Annotated in this window: 15 protein-coding genes and 2 pseudogenes; 7 read left to right on the top strand and 10 right to left on the bottom strand. The window is 70.1% G+C overall.

The annotated features are described in order from the left end of the window. Window positions 1-47 precede the first annotated feature (47 nt). Window positions 48-708: pseudogene (locus tag ACWCRB_RS08130) on the top strand (methionyl-tRNA formyltransferase). A gap of 417 nt (window positions 709-1125) precedes the next feature. Here the strand turns inward: ACWCRB_RS08130 and ACWCRB_RS08125 are convergent. The 3 genes from ACWCRB_RS08125 to ACWCRB_RS08115 all read right to left on the bottom strand — a co-directional run bounded on the left by ACWCRB_RS08125 (window position 1126) and on the right by ACWCRB_RS08115 (window position 4204). Then, a complete protein-coding gene (locus ACWCRB_RS08125) occupies window positions 1126-1980 on the bottom strand; it encodes an ABC transporter ATP-binding protein (RefSeq protein WP_450995314.1) in 855 nt (284 codons plus the stop codon). A 77-nt stretch (window positions 1981-2057) separates the two neighbouring features. Next, window positions 2058-3176 carry a FecCD family ABC transporter permease gene (locus ACWCRB_RS08120; RefSeq protein ID WP_450995238.1) on the bottom strand — a complete coding sequence of 373 codons (1119 nt, stop codon included), beginning with the start codon at window positions 3174-3176 and terminating at the stop codon, window positions 2058-2060. 2 nt (window positions 3177-3178) lie between these two features. Further along, window positions 3179-4204 carry a FecCD family ABC transporter permease gene (locus ACWCRB_RS08115; protein WP_450995237.1) on the bottom strand — a complete coding sequence of 342 codons (1026 nt, stop codon included), beginning with the start codon at window positions 4202-4204 and terminating at the stop codon, window positions 3179-3181. Window positions 4205-4640: 436 nt separating this feature from the next. On the opposite strand from ACWCRB_RS08115, the pseudogene ACWCRB_RS08110 reads away from it, so the two are divergent. The 3 genes and pseudogenes from ACWCRB_RS08110 to ACWCRB_RS08100 all read left to right on the top strand — a co-directional run bounded on the left by ACWCRB_RS08110 (window position 4641) and on the right by ACWCRB_RS08100 (window position 6703). After that, window positions 4641-4857 (top strand): annotated as a pseudogene (locus ACWCRB_RS08110) (MbtH family protein). A gap of 38 nt (window positions 4858-4895) precedes the next feature. Beyond that, complete coding sequence (locus ACWCRB_RS08105) at window positions 4896-6470, top strand: amidohydrolase (RefSeq protein WP_450995236.1); 1575 nt, start codon at window positions 4896-4898, stop codon at window positions 6468-6470. Continuing rightward, a complete protein-coding gene (locus tag ACWCRB_RS08100; RefSeq protein ID WP_450995235.1) occupies window positions 6467-6703 on the top strand; it encodes a hypothetical protein in 237 nt (78 codons plus the stop codon). Before ACWCRB_RS08105 ends, ACWCRB_RS08100 begins: the two co-directional genes overlap by 4 nt. Window positions 6704-6747: 44 nt before the next feature. On the opposite strand, the gene ACWCRB_RS08095 is transcribed toward ACWCRB_RS08100, so the two are convergent. Continuing rightward, the gene (locus ACWCRB_RS08095) at window positions 6748-7338 is read right to left on the bottom strand and encodes an isochorismatase family protein (RefSeq protein ID WP_450995234.1); all 591 of its coding nucleotides are present in this window, start codon (window positions 7336-7338) and stop codon (window positions 6748-6750) included. A 137-nt stretch (window positions 7339-7475) separates the two neighbouring features. Between ACWCRB_RS08095 and ACWCRB_RS08090 the strand changes: the two genes are divergently transcribed. After that, window positions 7476-9605: a penicillin acylase family protein gene (locus ACWCRB_RS08090; RefSeq protein WP_450995233.1), complete on the top strand. Its 2130-nt coding sequence runs from the start codon at window positions 7476-7478 to the stop codon at window positions 9603-9605. Here ACWCRB_RS08090 and ACWCRB_RS08085 read toward each other — a convergent pair. The 6 genes from ACWCRB_RS08085 to iolC all read right to left on the bottom strand — a co-directional run bounded on the left by ACWCRB_RS08085 (window position 9569) and on the right by iolC (window position 16941). Next, entirely contained in the window at window positions 9569-10354 is a 786-nt protein-coding gene (locus ACWCRB_RS08085; RefSeq protein WP_389350649.1) for a GntR family transcriptional regulator, read from the bottom strand. The genes ACWCRB_RS08090 and ACWCRB_RS08085 overlap by 37 nt on opposite strands. 50 nt (window positions 10355-10404) lie before the next feature. Continuing rightward, window positions 10405-11898 (bottom strand): CoA-acylating methylmalonate-semialdehyde dehydrogenase, encoded by a 1494-nt coding sequence (locus ACWCRB_RS08080; RefSeq protein ID WP_450995232.1) that lies wholly within the window; start codon window positions 11896-11898, stop codon window positions 10405-10407. A 53-nt stretch (window positions 11899-11951) separates the two neighbouring features. Continuing rightward, on the bottom strand, window positions 11952-13826 hold the full coding sequence (iolD, locus tag ACWCRB_RS08075; RefSeq protein ID WP_450995231.1) for a 3D-(3,5/4)-trihydroxycyclohexane-1,2-dione acylhydrolase (decyclizing): 1875 nt from the start codon (window positions 13824-13826) through the stop codon (window positions 11952-11954). Then, window positions 13826-14722 (bottom strand): 5-deoxy-glucuronate isomerase, encoded by an 897-nt coding sequence (gene iolB / locus ACWCRB_RS08070; protein ID WP_450995230.1) that lies wholly within the window; start codon window positions 14720-14722, stop codon window positions 13826-13828. The genes iolD and iolB overlap by 1 nt, the downstream gene beginning before the upstream one ends. A 232-nt stretch (window positions 14723-14954) precedes the next feature. After that, complete coding sequence (locus ACWCRB_RS08065) at window positions 14955-15833, bottom strand: Cgl0159 family (beta/alpha)8-fold protein (RefSeq protein WP_450995229.1); 879 nt, start codon at window positions 15831-15833, stop codon at window positions 14955-14957. 142 nt (window positions 15834-15975) lie between these two features. Then, window positions 15976-16941 carry a 5-dehydro-2-deoxygluconokinase gene (iolC, locus tag ACWCRB_RS08060; RefSeq protein ID WP_450995228.1) on the bottom strand — a complete coding sequence of 322 codons (966 nt, stop codon included), beginning with the start codon at window positions 16939-16941 and terminating at the stop codon, window positions 15976-15978. Between the two features lie 283 nt (window positions 16942-17224). Here iolC and ACWCRB_RS08055 point away from each other — a divergent pair, with 283 nt between their 5' ends. Continuing rightward, window positions 17225-18238: a sugar ABC transporter substrate-binding protein gene (locus tag ACWCRB_RS08055; RefSeq protein ID WP_450995227.1), complete on the top strand. Its 1014-nt coding sequence runs from the start codon at window positions 17225-17227 to the stop codon at window positions 18236-18238. 5 nt (window positions 18239-18243) lie between these two features. Then, window positions 18244-19292 (top strand): ABC transporter permease (locus tag ACWCRB_RS08050; RefSeq protein ID WP_450995226.1); only part of this gene is annotated, 1049 nt, incomplete at its 3' end.

Here is a 19292-nt window from a genome sequence, read left to right as displayed (position 1 = left end):
AAGGTTAGCCTTACCTTGCAATGGCGTGTCCTATTGAAGGATCGACTATGCGGGTCGTCATGTTCGGCTATCAGACCTGGGGGCACCGCACGCTCCAGGCTCTGCTGGACTCAGATCATGAGGTGGTCATGGTGGTCACCCACCCCAAGAGCGGCCACGTATACGAAAAAATCTGGGACGACTCGGTGGCCGACCTTGCCGAGAAGCACGGCATCCCGGTGCTGCTGCGCAATCGCCGGACGACGCCGAACTCCGCACTGTGGACTTGATCACACCGGTGGTCCACGAGTCCCTCGCGCTCATCGCGTCGGGCCGCGCGGAGTGGATCCCGCAGGACCGCAGCAAGGCGAGCTTCTTCCACAAGCGATCACTGGAGGACAGCCGGATCGACTGGAGCTGGCCGGCGGAGTCCCTCGAACGCCTGATCCGCGCCCAGTCGGGGACCCGTATCCGAACGCGTTCACGCATTACGAGGGCCAGCGGATACGCATCGTCGAGGCGGCGGTGTCGGAGGGCTGCTATGGCGGCACCCCGGGCCGGATCTTCATCCGGGAGGGCGACGGCATCGTGGTCGTTGCGGTGGCGGAGGCTCGGCACGGGCGGCTGCGGGGGTTGTTGGTGAAGCGGGTGCGGACGGAGGACGGGGCGGAGATCGCGGCGACGGAGTACTTTCGGACGAAGGGCGGGTATCTGACGGCGCGTCCCTGACGTAGTTCTCTCGCCCCCGCCGCCCCTACCCATTCCCATCCCTGGGGGCTGCGCCCCCAGACCCCCGCTTTCGCGCTGAACGCGCTCGTCCTCAAACGCCGGACGGGCTGAAATGCCACGGCCGGTGCAGATCGGCGGAGGGGAGTGGGTGGGTAGGAAGGGGCGAGCTGGGCACGGTCGTCGTCGGATGCCGGACGGGCTGGAGGGTGCCGGCCGATGCTTGATCTTTCAGCGCCGGCCCGCACCACCCACTCAGCCTGTCCGGCGTTTGAGGACGAGGCCGTTCAGGCCGACAGCGGGGGTCTGGGGGCGCAGCCCCCAGGAACGGGATGGGACGGGTAGGGGCGGCGGGGGCGAAAACCCTTCAGTTGCTCAACTGGCGACGTCCGCACGTCCGCATGTCGGTTCCCTCGATCCTCAGGGTGTCGTCTCAGCACGCACGTCCTGATGGTGGCGGCCCATGGGAATGACCATCGGTGTGTTGCTGACCGGGTCCAGGGTGATGCGGCAGTTCAGGTCGAAGACGTCCTCCACCGTCTCCGCCGTGATGACCTCCGCCGGCGCCCCCTCCGCCACGATCCGCCCCGACTTCATCGCCACCACGTGATCGGCGTACCGGCAGGCCTGGTTGAGGTCGTGCAGGACCATCACGACCGTGCGGTTCTCGCGGCGGTTGAGGTCCGTGATGAGGTCCAGTACGTCGATCTGGTGGGCCAGGTCGAGATAAGTCGTCGGCTCGTCCAGGAGGAGTACCGGCGTGCCCTGGGCGACCGCCATGGCGATCCACGCCCGCTGCCGCTGACCACCGGACAGCTCGTCCACCGGACGGTCCGCGAGGTCGGTCATGTTGGTCGCGGCGAGCGCCTCGTGCACGGCCTGCTCGTCCGCCTTGGACCACTGCCGCCACCAGGTCTGGTGCGGCGACCGGCCCCGGTTGACGAGGTCGATGACCGTCAACCCCTCCGGTGCCACCGGGCTTTGAGGCAGGATGCCCAAGCGCTGCGCCAACTCCCGTGTGGGGAAGGACTGGAGGGCCCGTCCGTCCAGGTGGACCGCGCCCTCGCGGGGTACGAGCAAGCGGGCCAGTGCACGCAACAGCGTTGACTTGCCGCACGCGTTGGCGCCGACGATCGCCGTGATCTGCCCGGGCGGCACCGCCAGGTCAAGGCCGTCCACGACCACCCGGTTGTCGTACGACAACCGGAGGCCTTTCGCTCTCAGGTCCGGGTCGGCCGCCGGCTCCGAAGCCGTGGGCAGGGGATCGGCCGGCATGGTGTCCTCGGTGGTGGTCGTGACCTCGGCCGTGGACAGGGCGTCAGTCGGCATCGTGGGGTCCGTCGACATGGGGATCAGCCTCCTGAACCCGCGCGGTTGGCGCGGACGAGCAGCCAGAGCAGGATGGGCGCGCCGAGCACGCCGGTGACGATTCCGACCGGCAGTTCCGTGCCGGAGATCAGCGTACGGGCGATCAGATCGCTGCCCAGCACCATCAGTGCCCCGGTGAGACCCGAGGCGACCGTCGGCGGCCAGGGGGTGCGGGCGAGGCGCTGGGCGATCTGCGGGGCGGCCAGCGCCACGAAGGCGACCGGTCCGGCGGAGGCCGTCGCGAAGGCGATCAGGCCGACGCCGGAGAGCAGGATGGCGAGGCGTACGGGCTGGACGCGGGTCCCGAGACCGGTCGCCACGTCGTCGCCCAGTTGGAGCGTACGCAGCAGTCTGCCCAGCAGCAGTGCCGTCGGGAGGAGGGCGGCCAGGGCGATCGCGAGCGGGCCGACGTCCGACCACGTACGGCCGTTGAGGTTGCCGACCAGCCAGCCCAGCGCGGCCTGCGCCTGGAACCGGCCGCCCTTGGCGACCAGGTAGTCGGTGGCGCTCGTACAGATCCAGGCGACGCCGATCCCGACCAGGACGATCCGGTAGCCGGTCGTCCCACGCCGCCAGGCCAGCGCGTACACGACGAGGGCCGTGGTCAGCGCGCCGAGCAGACCGAGTGTCTGGGTGCCGAGGCCGCCGTCCCAGCCCAGGACGATGCCCGCGACCACGAACGTACCCGCGCCCTGGGTGAGGCCGATCATATCGGGGCTGGCCAGAGGATTGCGGGTCATGGTCTGGAAGAGGCCGCCTGACACCCCGAACGCGATGCCGGCCAGCAGCCCCACCAGGGCGCGGGGCAGCCGCAGTTCCTGGACGACGAGGACGGTACCGGGGTCGCCGGACCCGACCAGGGCGCGTACGACGTCCCCGAAGGCGATCGGGTAGTCGCCGATCGTCAGGCTCCAGCAGAAGAGGATGAACATGCCCACGGCCAGCAGCGCGCCGACCGTCACGAGGCGAGGGCGGAGGATCCCGGAGACCGGGGGCACGGCCAGCCGGTAGGTGCGTTGGACACGTACGAGAGTGGGAGTGGGAGCAGGCGTGGGTGTGGGCGTCAATGTGGTCGCTTCACCCGGGGACTTGGGGTTCGTCATCCTCACACCTCCGCCAGTTTCCGCCGCCGCACCAGGGCGATGAAGAACGGCCCGCCGATGAAGGCGACGATCACCCCGGCCTGGACCTCGATGGGCCGGGCGATCAGGCGCCCGATGATGTCCGCGGCGAGCAGCAGACTCGGCGCGAGTACGGCGGACAGCGGCAGCAGCCAGCGCTGGTCGGGGCCGATCCCCGCCATCTGGGCCAGCACCCGGGCGACATGCGGTACGACGAGCCCGATGAAGACGACCGGGCCGATGACCGCGACGGCCGCCCCGGTCAGCAGCGTGACCGCCGTGACGCCCTGGAGCCGGACCAGGCCGAGGCGTCGGCCGAGCGAGGCCGCCACGTCGTCGCCCAGGGCCATGCTGTTGAGGGCGGGCGCGGAGGCGAAGGCCAGCAGCGCGCCCACGGCGAGGAAGGGCAGGATCCGCAGGACGGTGTCGCCGTCCTGGTCGGCCATCGAGCCCGCTGACCAGAAGCGGTAGCGGTTGAGCGCGTCGGCGTCGGTCAGCACGATCGCGCTGGTCAGGGAGGAGAGGAGGGAGGTCACCGCGATGCCGGAGAGCGCCAGTTTGACCGGGGTGAGCCCGGAGCGCCCGAGCCTGCCCAGGAAGTACACGAGGACGCTGGCGGCCATCGCACCCGCGAACGCGAACCACACGTACCCGTAGAACGACCCGAATCCGAACACTCCGACAGCCAGCACGATCGCGAACGAGGCACCGGCGCTCACCCCGAGGATTCCCGGGTCCGCGAGCGGATTGCGGGTCAGCGCCTGCATGAGCGCGCCCGACAGGCCGAGCGCCGCTCCGGCCGTCAGCCCGAGGGTCGTACGAGGTACCCGCGCAGACCAGATGACGTTGTCGACGAACCGGCTGGGCGCGTCACCGAACAGCGCCCGCACCACCTGATCGGGCGGAATACTGGCCGCGCCGAGGGCGAGTGACAGAAGACACAGCCCGAGCAGGACGGCGCCCAGCACCGCCACAAGAAGAACGGGGCGAACCCTTCTGCCCCGCGTCACCGTGCGGTCTCCAACGGTAACTCCCTTAGGTTAGGCAGACCTTAATAGTAGTGGTGGGAATGGGGTCCGCCGGGGCTGGGAACTTTTGGTCAGGCACGGTCGCCCCGGTGCGGCTGGACACCGGGACCGTGGACCTCGGCGACGCACTCGCCGGCGGCCCCGTGCTCGACTCGGCGCTCGCCCGCGTACGGGAGCACCTGACCGCCCCGCTGCCCCGAGCTGGCCCAACTCGGCCGCCCGCAGATCGAGTTCAACTACATGGGCCGCTTCGGTGTCCCCGAGGCCACCGACTGGTCGTACGCCCCCGAGGAAGCGGTACGGGACCTCGCCGAACGCTGGTTCCGGGCACTCGGGGCGCTGGTGGACCGGGCCGAGACCATCGGCGATCCCCCTGAACCCACCCCATTCGCAGTAGCCCCTGAGAGAGGAACACTCCATGACGAACCCCTTCGAGAACCTCGACGGCGTCTACTCCGTGCTCGTCAACGACGAGGGCCAAGCACAGCCTTTGGCCGGACTTCGTCGACGTGCCGGCCGGCTGGACCGTCGTCCACGGCCCAGCTCCCCGTCAGGAGTGCCTGGACCACATCGAGTCCAACAGGACGGACATGCGGCCCAAGAGCCTTGTGGAGCGCATGGAGCCGAGAGACTGAAGCCCGGATCCGGACCCTCGACGAGGAACTGACACCCCATGCTCACCACGCGACTGACCAACGCCCGCATCCTCACCATGGACCCCGACCACCCCGTCGCCCACGACCTGGGCATCTGGCGGGGCCGGATCGTGGGCCTGGACGACGCGGTGGCCGGGCTGCCCGCCGAGCGGGTGATCGACCTCCAGGGCGCGACCGTGCTGCCCGGGTTCATCGACAGCCATGTGCACCTGGCCTGGACTGGGTTCAAGGCGGCTACGCCCACGGTGGCGCCGTGCGACCGGGTCGAGGACGTGCTCGCGGTCGTGGCCGAGGCGGCGGCGCAGGTGGCGCCCGGTGGCTGGGTGGACGTCGCGGGGTACGACCAGCGCGGGCTCGGCAGGCATCTGACCCTCGCCGAACTGGACAAGGCCGCCGCCGGCCGCAAGGTGCTCCTGATGCACGACTCCGGACACGGCTGCGCGGTCAGCAGCCCGGTGCTGGATCTGCTGCCCGGCCTCGTCCCGCACGAGGGCGCCTTCCTCGCCGAAGGGGCCATGGGCGCGGCCCGCGCGCTCCGACTCCCGCACTCCCAGGAGGAGTTGGCGGAGGCCATCGGTCGGGCAGCCCGGGCCTGTCTCGCCGAGGGGGTCACCGCGTGCGCCGAGGCGGGCATCGGCGGCGCCCTGCTCGGCAACAGCCCGGTCGAGCTGGGCGCCTACCAACTCGCCCGGGAACGTGGCCTGTTGCCCCTGCGGGTCCAGCTGATGGTGGCCGCCGACCGGCTGCACCCCGTCACCGCGCACGAGGACGACGGCATCCCGCGCGCCATCGACCTCGGGCTGCGTACGGGCCTCGGCGACGACTGGCTGTCCGTCGGCGCGCTGAAGGTGTACACCGACGGCGGCATGATGGCCCGTACCGCCGCGCTCAGCAGCCCCTATCAAGGGCTCGACACCGCAGGGCAGTTGCAGGAGGACCCCGAACTCCTCACCCGGACCATCGTGGACGGGCATCTCGCCGGCTGGCAGCTCGCGGTGCACGCCATCGGCGACCGCGCGGCCGACGTCGCGATCGACGCGCTGGAGGAGGCACAGCGGCTGCGGCCACGGCCGGGCGCCCGGCACCGGATCGAGCACGCCGGGCTGATCCGGCCCGATCAGCTGCCCCGGCTGGCGGCGCTCGGCGCGACGGCCGTCGTACAGCCCAACTTCCTGCGGTACTTCGGCGACGACTACGCGTCGATCATGGGGGAGGAGCGGGCGCCCTGGCTGTACCGGGGGCGCGGCTTCCTGGAGCACGGTATCCGGCTGGTGGGCAGTTCCGACCGGCCGGTGACGGACGGGGCGCCGCTGCGGGCCATCCAGTTCATGGTCGAACGGGCCTCGCTGTCAGGGCAGTTGATCGGTCCGGACGAGGGCATCACCGTCGACGAGGCGCTGCGCGCGTACACCGTCGACGGCGCCTGGGCCTGCCACTGGGAGGACAGCGTGGGAAGCCTCACGCCGGGCAGGCGTGCCGATGTCGTCGTTCTGGGAGACGATCCCAGAAGCGTCGACAGTTCGCGCATCGGGGACATCGAGGTCGTGGCGACACTCGTCGACGGCCGGGAGACCGAGGAGGGAACGCTGTGAGCGCTCCGACGACGGACGTCATCGGCGACTACACCCATCTGTGGCAGGACTCGCCGCACGCACCCCGATGGGTGCTCTGGGAGACCGCCGGGGAAGTCCTGGTGTTCGACCGGGACGTCAACTGCCCCCTCTACATCGACGACGAGGCGATCCGGGGCGAGGTGCTGCGCAGGATGCGCGCGGCGGGCGTACCGGAGAGCGTGGAGTATCCGGGACGGCCCTGCTCCCGATAGCGGAATCCCAACAGCCGTATGACCGCAGAGGTTTTGACGAATCGTCAGAACCCTTGTGCGGCGGCCTTTCCGTGCAGCAGCTCCCGCAGCAGTTGGTCGGTGGTGCACACGACTCCCGTGCGCGCCACCCACTTGAGGGCCATCGTGTGGTCCTCCGCGCAGTCGTCGGCCACCGCGTCGGCGACGATGAACGGCTGGATGTCGTGCATGAACGCGTCCGCCGCCGTCAGCAGTATCCCGAGGTGGGCGCGGACCCCGCACAGGATGAGCTGGTCCCGTCCCGCCTCGCGCAGCAGTCGGCCGAGATGGCTGCGCAGGAAGGCGTTGTGGCGCACGTTCAGCAGCAGATGCTCGCCCACGCGCGGAGCGAGCCGGGGGACGATCGAGGCCGCGTTGGTCTCCGCGCTGAAGACGACGGGCATGCCCAGCGTGCCGGCCAGCTCGCGCAGGGTCGCGATGTTCTCGACCAGCTCCACGACGGGCGAGCCGCCCTCCGGGAAGGCCTGCACGAAGGGATTCTGCATGTCGTGGACGAGCAGGGCGGCGCGTGCCGGATCGATCGCCCACGGATGGGCCGAGCGCGGTACGGCGGAGCTGTCGGGCATCGGATAGGAGTCGACGACTGATGCGCCCATGGCGTGGTACCTCCCCCTGACGGCGTGCATGACACGAGCCGCTTCCCGTGAAGTTAGCTTAGCCTAAGCTAACTTTCCGTGTCGGTGTTAAGGGGTATCCAGTCGACAGGATGCCCAGAGTGCAGGGAGCGCAGCCAGTGCCGAGCAAGAGCCGTACCTACCGCGATGCCTGGGGCATCCCGCACCTCCGTGCCGCCGACCCCCTCCAACTCGCCTACGCGCAGGGCCGGAACGCCGCCCGAGACCGCGCCTGGCAGATCGAGGTCGAACGCCACCGCTCCCAGGGCACCGCAGCCGCCTTCCTCGGCGCCCCCTCCCTCTCCTGGGACCTCCTCGCCCGCCGGGCCCGCCTCGACGACACCGCCCGCCGCTGCTTCGACGCCCTCGACCCCGCCACCGCCGCCTGGGTCACGGCGTACGTCGACGGGGTCAATGCCGGTCTGGAGCAAGGGGCCGCCGCCGCACCGGAGTTCGCGGCGACCGGGCTCGCCCCGACGCCCTGGCAGCCGTGGACACCCCTCGGAGTCTGGCTCGCCCACCACATCCTGTTCGCGGGCTTCCCGACCAAACTGTGGCGCGAGGAGGTCGCCCGCCGCCTCGGCGACCACGCCCTCGAACTCTTCGCCACGGACGGCCCGGGCACCGCCGGCTCCAACGGCTGGCTCGTCCCCGGACACCGCACCGCACACGGCGCCCCGATCATCGCGGGCGACCCGCACCGGCCCCTCCAGAACCCCGGCTTCTATCAGCAACTGCACCTGTCCTGCCCGGAGTTCGACGTCGTCGGCTTTGCCGTACCGGGCGTCCCGGGCATTGCCCACTTCGGCCACACCGGCACGGTCGCCTGGGCCATCACCAACGCCATGGCCGACTACCACGACCTGTACGAGGAGCGACTGCGCGGCACGGAGGACGGCCAGGTGGAGGCGCTGGGCCCCGACGGCCGGCGACCCGTCCTCCACCGGCACCGGGAGGCCGTCGAGGTCGCGGGCGGCGACCCGGTCGACGTCGACGTGATCGAGACGGAACGCGGCCCGGTCATCATCGGCGACACCCGGAACCTCGACGGCGCGGGCGGCGAGGCGACCGTCATCAGCCTGCGCTACCCGCCCCGCGTCACCGCCGACCTCGGCTTCGCCGCGCTCCCGGCCCTGCTGCACGCCCGTACCGTCGCCGACGTCGACCGGGCGTTCGACCGCTGGATCGAGCCCGTGAACGTCGTCCATGCCGCCGACACGGAGGGCGGACTGCTGCACCGGGTCGCCGGGTACGTCCCGGTCCGCCACCGCTACAACACGCTCCGGGTCGTCCCCGCTTGGCAGCCGGGCCACGACTGGCGGGGCCGCCACGACACCCCGCGCGCCGAGGTCGACGACCTCGCCGTCATGGCCAACGCCCGGGGCATCGCCACGCCCCTCGGCACGGAGTTCGCCCCGCCCCACCGCGCCGACCGCATCACCGAACTGCTCCGCCGCTCCCACGACTGGACGGCCCCGGAGATGACGACCGTCCACATGGACACCCAACTCCCCTCGGCCGCACCCCTGTTGGACCGAGTCGCGGAAACGGACCCCCGCACCCCCGCCGCCGCAGGCCTGCGCAAGCGCCTCCTCGCCTGGGACCGCCGGATGGACGCCGACAGCACGGCCGCGGCCGACTACGCGCGCCTGCGCTCGGCCGTCGTACGCCGGATCGCCGCCGCCCCGCAGCTGAAGAGCCTCACCGGGCCGCTGCCCTATCCGGCGGTGTTCGAGCCCTGGCTGAACCTCACCGGCAAGGTCGCGTTCGCGCTGGAAAACCTCCTGTCCACGGACCTGCTGCCCGACCTCGACCTCCCGGGCATCGTCGCCGACGTGCTGGAGGAGACTGCCGAAGCCGGCCCGGTGACCTGGGGCGAACTGCACCGCCTCGCCCCGCTGAGGGCTCTCCCCGCCAGCGGCGACGAGGAGCCGTGGCCCGGACTCGGCGGCGACCACGACTGTGTCCTCGCCACCTCCAGCGTTCCTGGCCTCACCGACCTCAGCTCACGCGGCCCCTCCGCCCGGTACGTCTGGGACCTCGCCGACCGTGACAACAGCCTCTGGATCGTCCCGCTGGGCGCGAACGGCGTCGCCGGGAATGCACACCACCGCGACCAGCTGCCCCTGTGGGCAACGGGCCAACTCGCCCCCGTCGTCACCGATTTCGCGCAGCTCACGGAGGAGGACGACGAGGACAGCCGGGACGGGACTCAGGGTCGCATCAGCAGCTGGAAGTCGAAGGCGTAACGCGACGCCCGGTAGATGTGAGTGCCGTACTCCACGGCCCGTCCGGTGTCGTCGTACGCCGTGCGCTGCATGGTGAGCAGGGCGGCGCCCTCCGGTTCCTCCAGGCGTTTGGCCTCCGCCTCGGTGGCCGAGCGGGCACCGACGGTCTGCCGGGCGCTGTGCAGGGTGATGCCCGCGCCGCGCAGCATCCGGTACAGGCCCGTCGACTCCAGCCGGGCGGCGTCGAGTTCGAGGAGCCCCGAGGGCAGGTAGTTGACGAGGAACGCCACCGGCTCGCCGTGCGTGCAGCGCAGCCGCTCCAGCACGACGACCTCGCTGCCCTCCTTCACCCCGAGGGCGGCGGCGATCTCGGCGGACGCCGGCTGCCCCTCGTTGCGCAGGACCTGCGTGGTCGGCCCCTGTCCGGCCGCCTCCAAGTCGTCGTACAGGCTGCTCAGTTCGAGCGGGCGCTTGACCTGGCTGTGCACGACCTGCGTACCGACGCCTCTACGGCGTACCAGCAGGCCCTTGTCCACCAAGGACTGGATCGCCTGGCGGACCGTGGGTCTGGACAGGCCGAGCCGGACCGACAGGTCGATCTCGTTGCCCAGGAGATTGCCCGGCGCCAGGACTCCGTGCTCGATCGCCGCCTCCAGCTGCTGAGCCAGCTGGTAGTAGAGCGGGACCGGGCTGGAGCGGTCCAGCGTGAAGTCCAGGGTGTCGAGCGGGGAGCCGGACACCGCACGGGCACGATCACCGGGTGTCGCCACCGGGGCACCTCCCTTCAGGTAATGACGATGCGTCAGATAGTGATGCTGCGTCAGGAGTGGCTGGGGAAACCGAGGTTGATACCGCCGTCGGACGGATCGGGCCAGCGCGTGGTGATGACCTTCCCCTGGGTGTAGAAGGCGATGCCGTCGTTGCCGTAGATGTGCAGATCGCCGAAGAGGGAATCCTTCCAGCCACCGAAGGAGTGGTAGCCGACCGGCACCGGGATCGGCACGTTCACACCGACCATGCCCGCCTTCACCTCCAGCTGGAAGCGGCGGGCGGCGCCGCCGTCCCGGGTGAAGATCGCCGTACCGTTGCCCCAACGCGAGCCGTTGATCAGCGCGATGGCCTCGTCGTACGTCTCCGTGCGCACCACGCACAGCACCGGACCGAAGATCTCGTCACGGTACGCGTCCGCCGTCACCGGCACCTTGTCCAGCAGCGATACGCCGAGGAAGAAGCCGTCCTCGTGGCCCGCCACCGTGTATCCGGTGCCGTCCACCACGACTTCCGCGCCCTGCGCCGCCGCACTCGCCACGTACGACGCCACCTTGTCGCGGTGCTCGCGCGTGATCAGCGGGCCCATCTCCGACTCGGGGTCGGTGCCGGGGCCGATGCGCAGGCTCTTCGCGCGCTCGGCGATCCGGCCGACCAGCTCGTCGCCCGTGTCACCGACCGCGACCACGACCGACACCGCCATACAGCGCTCGCCCGCCGAACCGTAGGCCGCGTTGATCGCCTGGTCGGCGGCGTAGTCCAGATCGGCGTCCGGCAGGACCAGCATGTGGTTCTTGGCGCCGCCCAGGGCCTGCACGCGCTTGCCGTGCTCAACTGCCTTGAACTGGATGTACTTTGCGATCGGCGTCGAGCCGACGAACGACACCGCTTCGACGTCCGGGTGCTCCAGGATGCGGTCCACCGCCACCTTGTCGCCCTGCACGATGTTCAGCACACCGTCCGGAAGGCCCGCCTCGGAGGCCAGTTCGGCCAGCCGGTACGAGGCCGACGGGTCCTTCTCGGACGGCTTCAGCACGAAGGTGTTGCCGCACGCGATCGCCAGCGGGAACATCCACATCGGCACCATGGCGGGGAAGTTGAACGGCGTGATGCCCGCGACGACCCCCAACGGCTGGCGGATCGACGAGACATCGACCCGGGTCGCCACCTCCGTCGACAGCTCGCCCTTCAACTGCACACTGATCCCGCAGGCCAGCTCGACGATCTCCATCCCGCGCGCCACCTCGCCGAGCGCGTCGCTGTGCACCTTGCCGTGCTCGGCGGTGATCAGCGCCGCGATCTCGTCGCGATGCGCGTCCAGCAGCTCCCGGTACTTGAACAGCACCGACGTCCGCTTGGCGAGCGAGGCCGCGCCCCACGTCTCGTACGCGGCCTTCGCGGAGGCGACCGCGGCGTCCACCTCGTCCACCGACGCGAAGGCGACCTGCTTCTCCTGCGCTCCGGTGGCCGGGTTGTATACGGCACCGAAACGGCCGGACGTGCTCTCGACGGGCTTGCCGTCGATCCAGTGGGTGATGGTCTTCATGGTGCGGGCCTTTCAGGGGGTACGGCCCCTCCAGGGGGAGAGGGGCCGGTGGGTCAGAGGTGCCGGCGGCGGTCGGCGACCTGGCGGTCGTATGTGACACGCGCCTGTACGGCTGCCTCGCGGACGGCCGTCTCGGCGACCGGTACGTCCCACCAGGCCTCCGCCGGGGGAGCGGTCGGCGCCGGGTCCGTCTCGACGTACACACAGGTCGGCCGGTCCGACTCGCGGGCCGTCGCCAGGGCCGCACGCAGCTCGCCGACGGTCTTGGCGCGCAGGACGTCCATGCCGAGGCTGGCCGCGTTGGCCGCGAGGTCGACCGGCAGCGGGGCGCCGGTGAAGGTGCCGTCGGCGGCCCGGAAGCGGTAGGGCGTGCCGAAGCGCTCGCCGCCGACCGACTCGGAGAGGCCGCCGATGGAGGCGTACCCGTGGTTCTGGATGAGGACCAGATTGACCGGCAGGCCCTCCTGGACGGCGGTGACGATCTCCGTCGGCATCATCAGATAGGTGCCGTCACCGACCAGCGACCAGACCGGGGTGTCCGGAGCGGCCTGCTGAACACCGATCCCGGCGGGGATCTCGTAGCCCATGCAGGAGAAGCCGTACTCCAGGTGGTACTGGCGGGGGCTGCGGGCCCGCCACAGCTTGTGCAGGTCACCGGGGAGCGAACCGGCCGCGTTGATGATGACGTCGTCGTCACCGACGACCGCGTCCAGGGCGCCCAGCACCTGCGTCTGGGTGGGCACGGCGTTGTCGTCGGCGCTGAAAGCGGTGTCGACAACCTGCTCCCAGCGGTCCTTGCCGGCACGGTACTCAGCCTCGTAAGCCGAGTTCACACGGTGATCGGACAATGCCGCGGTCAACGCTGTGAGCCCGGCGCGCGCGTCGCAGACCAGCGTCCGCGCCGCCAGCTTGTGGGCGTCGAAGGCGGTGATGTTGAGGTTGAGGAACCGTACGGCCGGGTCCTGGAACAGGGTGTTCGAGGCGGTCGTGAAGTCCGTGTAGCGCGTGCCGACGCCGATGATCAGGTCGGCGGTGCGGGCCAGGTCGTCGCTGACGGCGGTGCCGGTGTGGCCGATGCCGCCCAGGTCGGCGGGGTGGTCGTAGCGCAGGGAGCCCTTGCCGGCCTGCGTGGAGGCCACGGGGATGCCGGTGGCGTCCACCAGTGCCTTCAGCGCGTCCTCGGCCTGGCTGTGGTGGATCCCGCCGCCCGCGACGATCAGCGGACGCTGGGCGGCCCGGATCGCCTGAACCGCCTCGGTCAGCTCGTACGGGTCGGGCGCGGGACGCCGGACGTGCCAGACGCGCTCGGCGAAGAACTCCTCCGGCCAGTCGTACGCCTCCGCCTGTACGTCCTGCGGCAGCGCGAGCGTCACGGCACCGGTCTCCACCGGGTCCGTGAGGACGCGTACGGCGTTCAGCGCGGACGGGATCAGCGCCTCCGGGCGTGTCACCCGGTCGAAGTAGCGGGAGACCGGGCGCAGGGTGTCGTTGACGGACAGGTCCGCCTCGACCGGGTGCTCCAACTGCTGGAGCAGCGGGTCCGCGCTGCGCGTCGCGAAGTAGTCGCCGGGGAGCAGGAGCACCGGGAGGCGGTTGATGGTCGCGAGGGCGGCGCCGGTGACGAGGTTGGTGGCGCCGGGGCCGATGGAGGTGGTGACGGCCTGCGTCGAGAGGCGGTTCAGCTGGCGGGCGTAGCCGACGGCCGCGTGGACCATCGCCTGCTCGTTGCGGCCCTGGTGGAACGGCATCGCGTCCTCACCGGCCTCCAGCAGCGCCTGACCGAGGCCCGCCACATTGCCGTGGCCGAAAATGCCCCACGTTCCGGCGATGAGCCGGTGGCGTACGCCGTCACGCTCCGTGTACTGGACGGACAGGAACCGCACCAGCGCCTGGGCGACGGTCAGACGGCGGGTAGGGGTGGTGCTCATCAGGACTTCTCCGGGGCCGTGTAGAGGGGAAGGCGGGGGTCGACGGGCTGTTCGGGCCAGGTGGAGCGGACCCAGGCGTGATCGGGGTGGTCGCAGATCAGCCAGGCACGGTCGGCCTCGGGGCCCGCCATGACGTTCAGGTAGTACATGTGGTGGCCGGGCACGGCCATGGACGGCCCGTGCCAGCCGTCGGGGATGAGGACGACGTCCCCGCCGCGCACCTCGGCCAGCACGTCCGTGTTCCGGCCCTGGCCGGACGGGGAGACGCGCTGGTAGCCGAGGCCGGGTGTGCCCTTGTGGTCCGCGAACTCGAAGTAGTAGATCTCCTCAAGGACGGACTCCTCGCCGGGCCGGTGCTCGTCGTGCTTGTGCGGCGGGAAGGACGACCAGTTCCCGCCGGGTGTGATCACCTCGACGGCGATCAGCTTGTCGCACTCGAAGACGCCCGCCGCGCCGAAGTTGTTGACCTGCCGGGAGGAGTTCCCGGTGCCGCGCAGCTCCACCGGGACGGAGGAGGCGGGCCCGTAGCGCGCAGGCAGCCGCCGCGTGCAGCGGGCGCCGGTGAGGGCGAAGCGCCCGCCTGCGGGGGAGGTGATGGTCGCACGGGCGTCGCGTGGCACGTACACGAAGTCGCTGACGCCGCTGAACACGCTGTCGCGACCGTGCACCTCGAAGGTGGAGTGGCCGAAATCGTCCGTCGCGTCGACGGTGCAGGAACCGCTCAGGGAGAGCACGATCCACTCGCCGTCGCCGGTGGAGAAGGTGTGTGAGCCGCCCGGGGGCAGCTCCAGCACCCGGAGGCTGGAGTAGCCCCAGCCGGCCTTCTCGGGGTTGACGTCGACGACGTACGGGCCGCCGAGGGCCTTGCCTGCCGGGAGGTGGTAGGCGGTGGTCATGGTCTGTCACTCCTGTTCACGGCGGATCTGGTGTCACCCGTGTTCACAGCGGGATCCGTGTCGCTTCGGTTCACGGCGGATTCCGTTTCGGCCGCGTTCACAGCGGGTCCCGTGTTGACCCTGTTCACGGCCTTGCCTTCGTTGCCTCGGTTCACGGCCACGCCAGCGCGGTCGCGGTTCACAGCCACGCCTTCGCGGCCACGGTTCACGGCGAGCCTGCCGTTGACTCGGTTCACAGCAGCCCCACCGCCGTGTCCACGGCCGTCTCCACACTGCCCGAAGACGGGTAGAGCAGCGACCTGCCCACGACCAGGCCCTGCACGGTCGGCAGCCGCAGCGCCTTGCGCCACTTCTCGTACGCGCCCTCCTGGTCGTCGCCGACCTCGCCGCCCAGCAGCACGGCGGGCAGCGTCGACGTCTCCAGTACCTCGGCCATGTCGTCCGGGTCGTGCGTGACGGGGAGTTTCAGCCAGGTGTAGGCGGAGGTGCCGCCGAGCCCCGACGCTATGGCGATCGAGCGGGTGACCGCCTCGGCGGACAGATCGCTGCGTACCCGGCCGTCGACCCGGTGCGAGATGAACGGCTCGACGAACAGCGGCAGTCGGAGCGCCGCCATGTCGTCCACGGCCCGGGCGGTGGACTCCAGGGTGGTGAGCGAGCCCGGGTCGTCGTAGTTGATGCGCAGCAGCAGCTTGCCCGCGTCGAAGCGCAGCCGGGCGATGTCCTGGGCGCGGTGGCCGGTGAAGCGGTCGTCCATCTCGAAGACCGCGCCGGCCAGCCCGCCGCGGTTCATCGACCCCATGACAACCTTGTCGTCGAGCACGCCGAGCAGCAGCAGGTCGTCCAGGATGTCGGCGGTGGCCAGCACCCCGTCCACACCGGGCCGGGACAGTGCCACGCACAGGCGTTCCAGCAGGTCGGCGCGGTTGGCCATGGCGAGCCGGTGGTCGCCGACGCCCAGGGCGCCACGCGCCGGATGGTCCGCGGCCACGATCATGAGTCGCCCGCTGTCGCCGATCAGGGGTCGCCGGACCCGGCGGGCGGCGGCCTCCGCGACGGCCTCCGGGTGCCGGGCTCTCAGCGTGGCGAGATCGGCGATGCTGATGGTCAAGACAGGCTCCGTTCGGGGGTCAGGGGCGCCCGATCGGCCGTCCCCGGAATAGTCGGGATCGCCGGGGTCGCCGCCGTCCCGTGCTCGTTCACAGGCTGCAGGGGGTGCACAGGTTTCAGCTGTTTCGGTGGCCGGGGCGGCTTCATCGGCGCGATCCGCTCGCGAGGAGGCCGTCGACCTCGGACTCGGTGGGCATCGCGGACGAGCAGGCGAGGCGGGAGGCGACGAGGGCGCCGGCCGCGTTGGCGTACCGCATGGTCCGCTCCAGCTCCCAGCCGGACAGCAGCCCGTGGCACAGCGCGCCGCCGAACGCGTCGCCCGCGCCCAGGCCGTTGACCACCTCGACGGGCACCGGCGGGACCTCGGCCGTGGTGCCGTCGCGGTGCACCGCCAGCACGCCCTTGGGGCCCTGCTTGACGACGGCCAGCTCGACCCCGGCGGCGAGCAACTCCTCGGCGCAGGCGTGTGGTTCGCGTACGCCGGTGGCGATCTCGCACTCGTCGAGGTTGCCGACCGCCACGGTCGCGTGGCGCAGGGCCTCGGCGTAGTACGGGCGGGCTTCCTCGGGGTCCCGCCAGAACATCGGCCGCCAGTCCAGGTCGAACACCGTGGTGCCCGACCGGTCGCGGGCCTTCAGGGCGGCGAGTGTGGCCGAGCGGCTCGGTTCCTCGCTCAGGCCGGTGCCGGTGATCCAGAAGACGCGGGCCGCCCGGATTCCGAAGAAATCCAGCTCCTCGGTGCGTATCTGCAGGTCAGGGGCGGTCGGCCGACGGTAGAAGTACAGCGGGAAGTCGTCCGGCGGAAAAAGTTCGCAGAATGTGACCGGAGTCTGCAGGCCCTCCACGGGCGTCACCCAGCGGTCGTCGACCCCGAATTCCTTGAGCGCTTGGTGCAGATAGTCGCCGAAAGGGTCGGTTCCGGTACGGGTCACGACGGCCGAGGAACGGCCCAGACGGGCCGCCGCGACCGCGACGTTGGCGGCGGACCCACCGAGAAATTTTCCGAACGTCTGCACTAGGGTCAGCGGTACACCGGACTGCAGCGGATAGAGATCAACTCCGATGCGGCCCATGGTGACCAGGTCGAAGGGCGGGGCTGACTCGGTCATGCGATGCTCCTTCGAGCTGCGGAGGATGCGGGTCCCGAGGGGCCTGTCGTCTCCCAGGTGTAGGACTCGGAGGGCGACGCTGTCAAGGGTTTGTTCTTACATTCTGACCTGCTTGTGAAATGATGTCTTAACAAAGTATTGACAGCGGACAGTTCCAAGCATTTGGATTCGGTCCCAACACGACTGCCGTGTTCGCGGCACACGGCCCGGACCTCCGGGACCCGGGCCCGGGATCGCTAAGATCCCCACCCTCTCCCCGGTCGCACAGTGAGGTGCAGGAAAGATGGACCGCTCTTCTCGCTCCCGCAGAATCGCCCCCGTTGTTGCCGCTGCCGCGGCAGCGGCCCTGGTCCTTGCGGGCTGCTCCAGCAGTTCCGGCGGCAAGGACTCGGAGGAGGGCGGCACCGACGCCTCTGCGGGCAAGGCCACCACCCCCCAGATGACCGTCGCCCTGGTCACCCACCAGGCGCCTGGTGACACCTTCTGGGACATCGTCCGCAAGGGCGCCCAGGCCGCCGCGGACAAGGACAACGTCAAGCTCATCTACTCGGCCGACCCGAACGCGGGCAACCAGGCCAACCTCGTCGAGAACGCGATTGCCCAGAAGGTCGACGGCATCGCCATCACGCTGGCGAAGCCGGACGCCATGAAGGACGCCGTGGCCAAGGCGACGGCCGCGGGCATCCCCGTGGTCGGCCTCAACTCCGGTCTGAGCGACTGGAAGACGCTGGGTCTCCAGCAGTTCTTCGGCCAGGACGAGACCGTCGCGGGCGAGGCGTTCGGCAAGAAGCTGAACGAACTCGGCTCCAAGAAGGCCGTCTGTGTGATCCAGGAGCAGGGCAACGTCGGTCTCACGCAGCGTTGTGACGGTGTGAAGAAGACCTTCACCGGCACGGTGGAGGTCCTCAACGTCAACGGCACCGACATGCCGTCCGTGAAGTCGACGATCACCGCAAAGCTCAACCAGGACAAGGCGATTGACTACGTGGTCACGCTCGGCGCCAGCTACGCGCTGACTGCGGTGCAGTCGGTGAGTGACGCCGGCAGCAAGGCCAAGGTGGCGACCTTCGACCTCAACAAGGAAATGACCGACGCCATCACGAAGGGCGACGTCCAGTTCGCGGTCGACCAGCAGCCGTACCTCCAGGGCTACTTGGCGGTCGACGGTCTGTGGCTGTTCAAGAACAACGGCAACTACAGCGGTGGTGGCGAGCAGCCCGTGCTGACCGGTCCTGCGTTCGTCGACAAGTCCAACGTCAAGGAGATCGCCGCGTTCGCCGCGAAGGGCACTCGGTGATGACCATGAGTCAGACAACGGCACCGGCGGCGAGTTCCTCGCCGCCGGCTCCGCCGGCCACACAGAAGGACGGCCGCACCAACCAGCGGTCCCTGGGGCGCAGGCTGCTGGCCCGCCCCGAGGTAGGCGCGCTCATCGCCGCCATCGGTGTGTATGTGTTCTTCTTCGCGGTGGCTCCCTCCTTCCGGGAGACCAGCGCCCTCGCGACCGTGCTGTACCAGGCCTCCGTCATGGGCATCATGGCCCTGCCGGTGGCCCTGTTGATGATCGGCGGGGAGTTCGACCTCTCCGCCGGTGTCGCGGTCACCACCTCGGCGCTGACCGCCGCGATCCTCAGCTTCCAGCTGTCCATGAACGTGTGGACGGGCGTGATCGTCGCGCTCATCGTGTCGCTGGCGGTGGGAGCGTTCAACGGCTGGCTGCTGATCAAGACCGGGCTGCCGAGCTTCCTGGTGACCCTGGGCTCGTTCCTGATCCTCCAGGGCGCCAACCTCGCCGTGACGAAGATCTTCACCGGCAACGTGGCGTCCGACTCGATCTCCGACATGGACGGCTTCGACCAGGCCAAGAAGGTCTTCGCCTCCGAGTTCAGTATCGGCGACGTGAACTTCAAGATCACGATCGTGTACTGGCTGGTGTTCGCGGCCATCGCGACGTGGATCCTGCTGCGGACCAAGTTCGGCAACTGGATCTTCGCGGTCGGCGGCAGCCAGGACAGCGCCCGCGCTGTCGGTGTCCCGGTCAAGTTCACGAAGATCGCCCTGTTCATGGGTGTGGGCGCGGGTGCCTGGTTCGTGGGGATGCACCTGCTGTTCTCGTTCAACACGGTGCAGTCCGGTGAGGGCGTGGGCAACGAGTTCCTGTACATCATCGCGGCGGTGATCGGCGGCTGTCTGCTGACCGGCGGTTACGGCTCGGCGGTCGGTCCGGTGATCGGTGCGTTCATCTTCGGCATGGTGTCCCAGGGCATCGTGTACGCCAACTGGAACCCGGACTGGTTCAAGGCGTTCCTCGGCGTGATGCTCCTGGTCGCCGCCCTCGTCAATCTGTGGGT

This window comes from Streptomyces sp. NPDC002156, from assembly GCF_053593675.1.
This window is presented reverse-complemented; position numbering and strand designations above follow the sequence as displayed.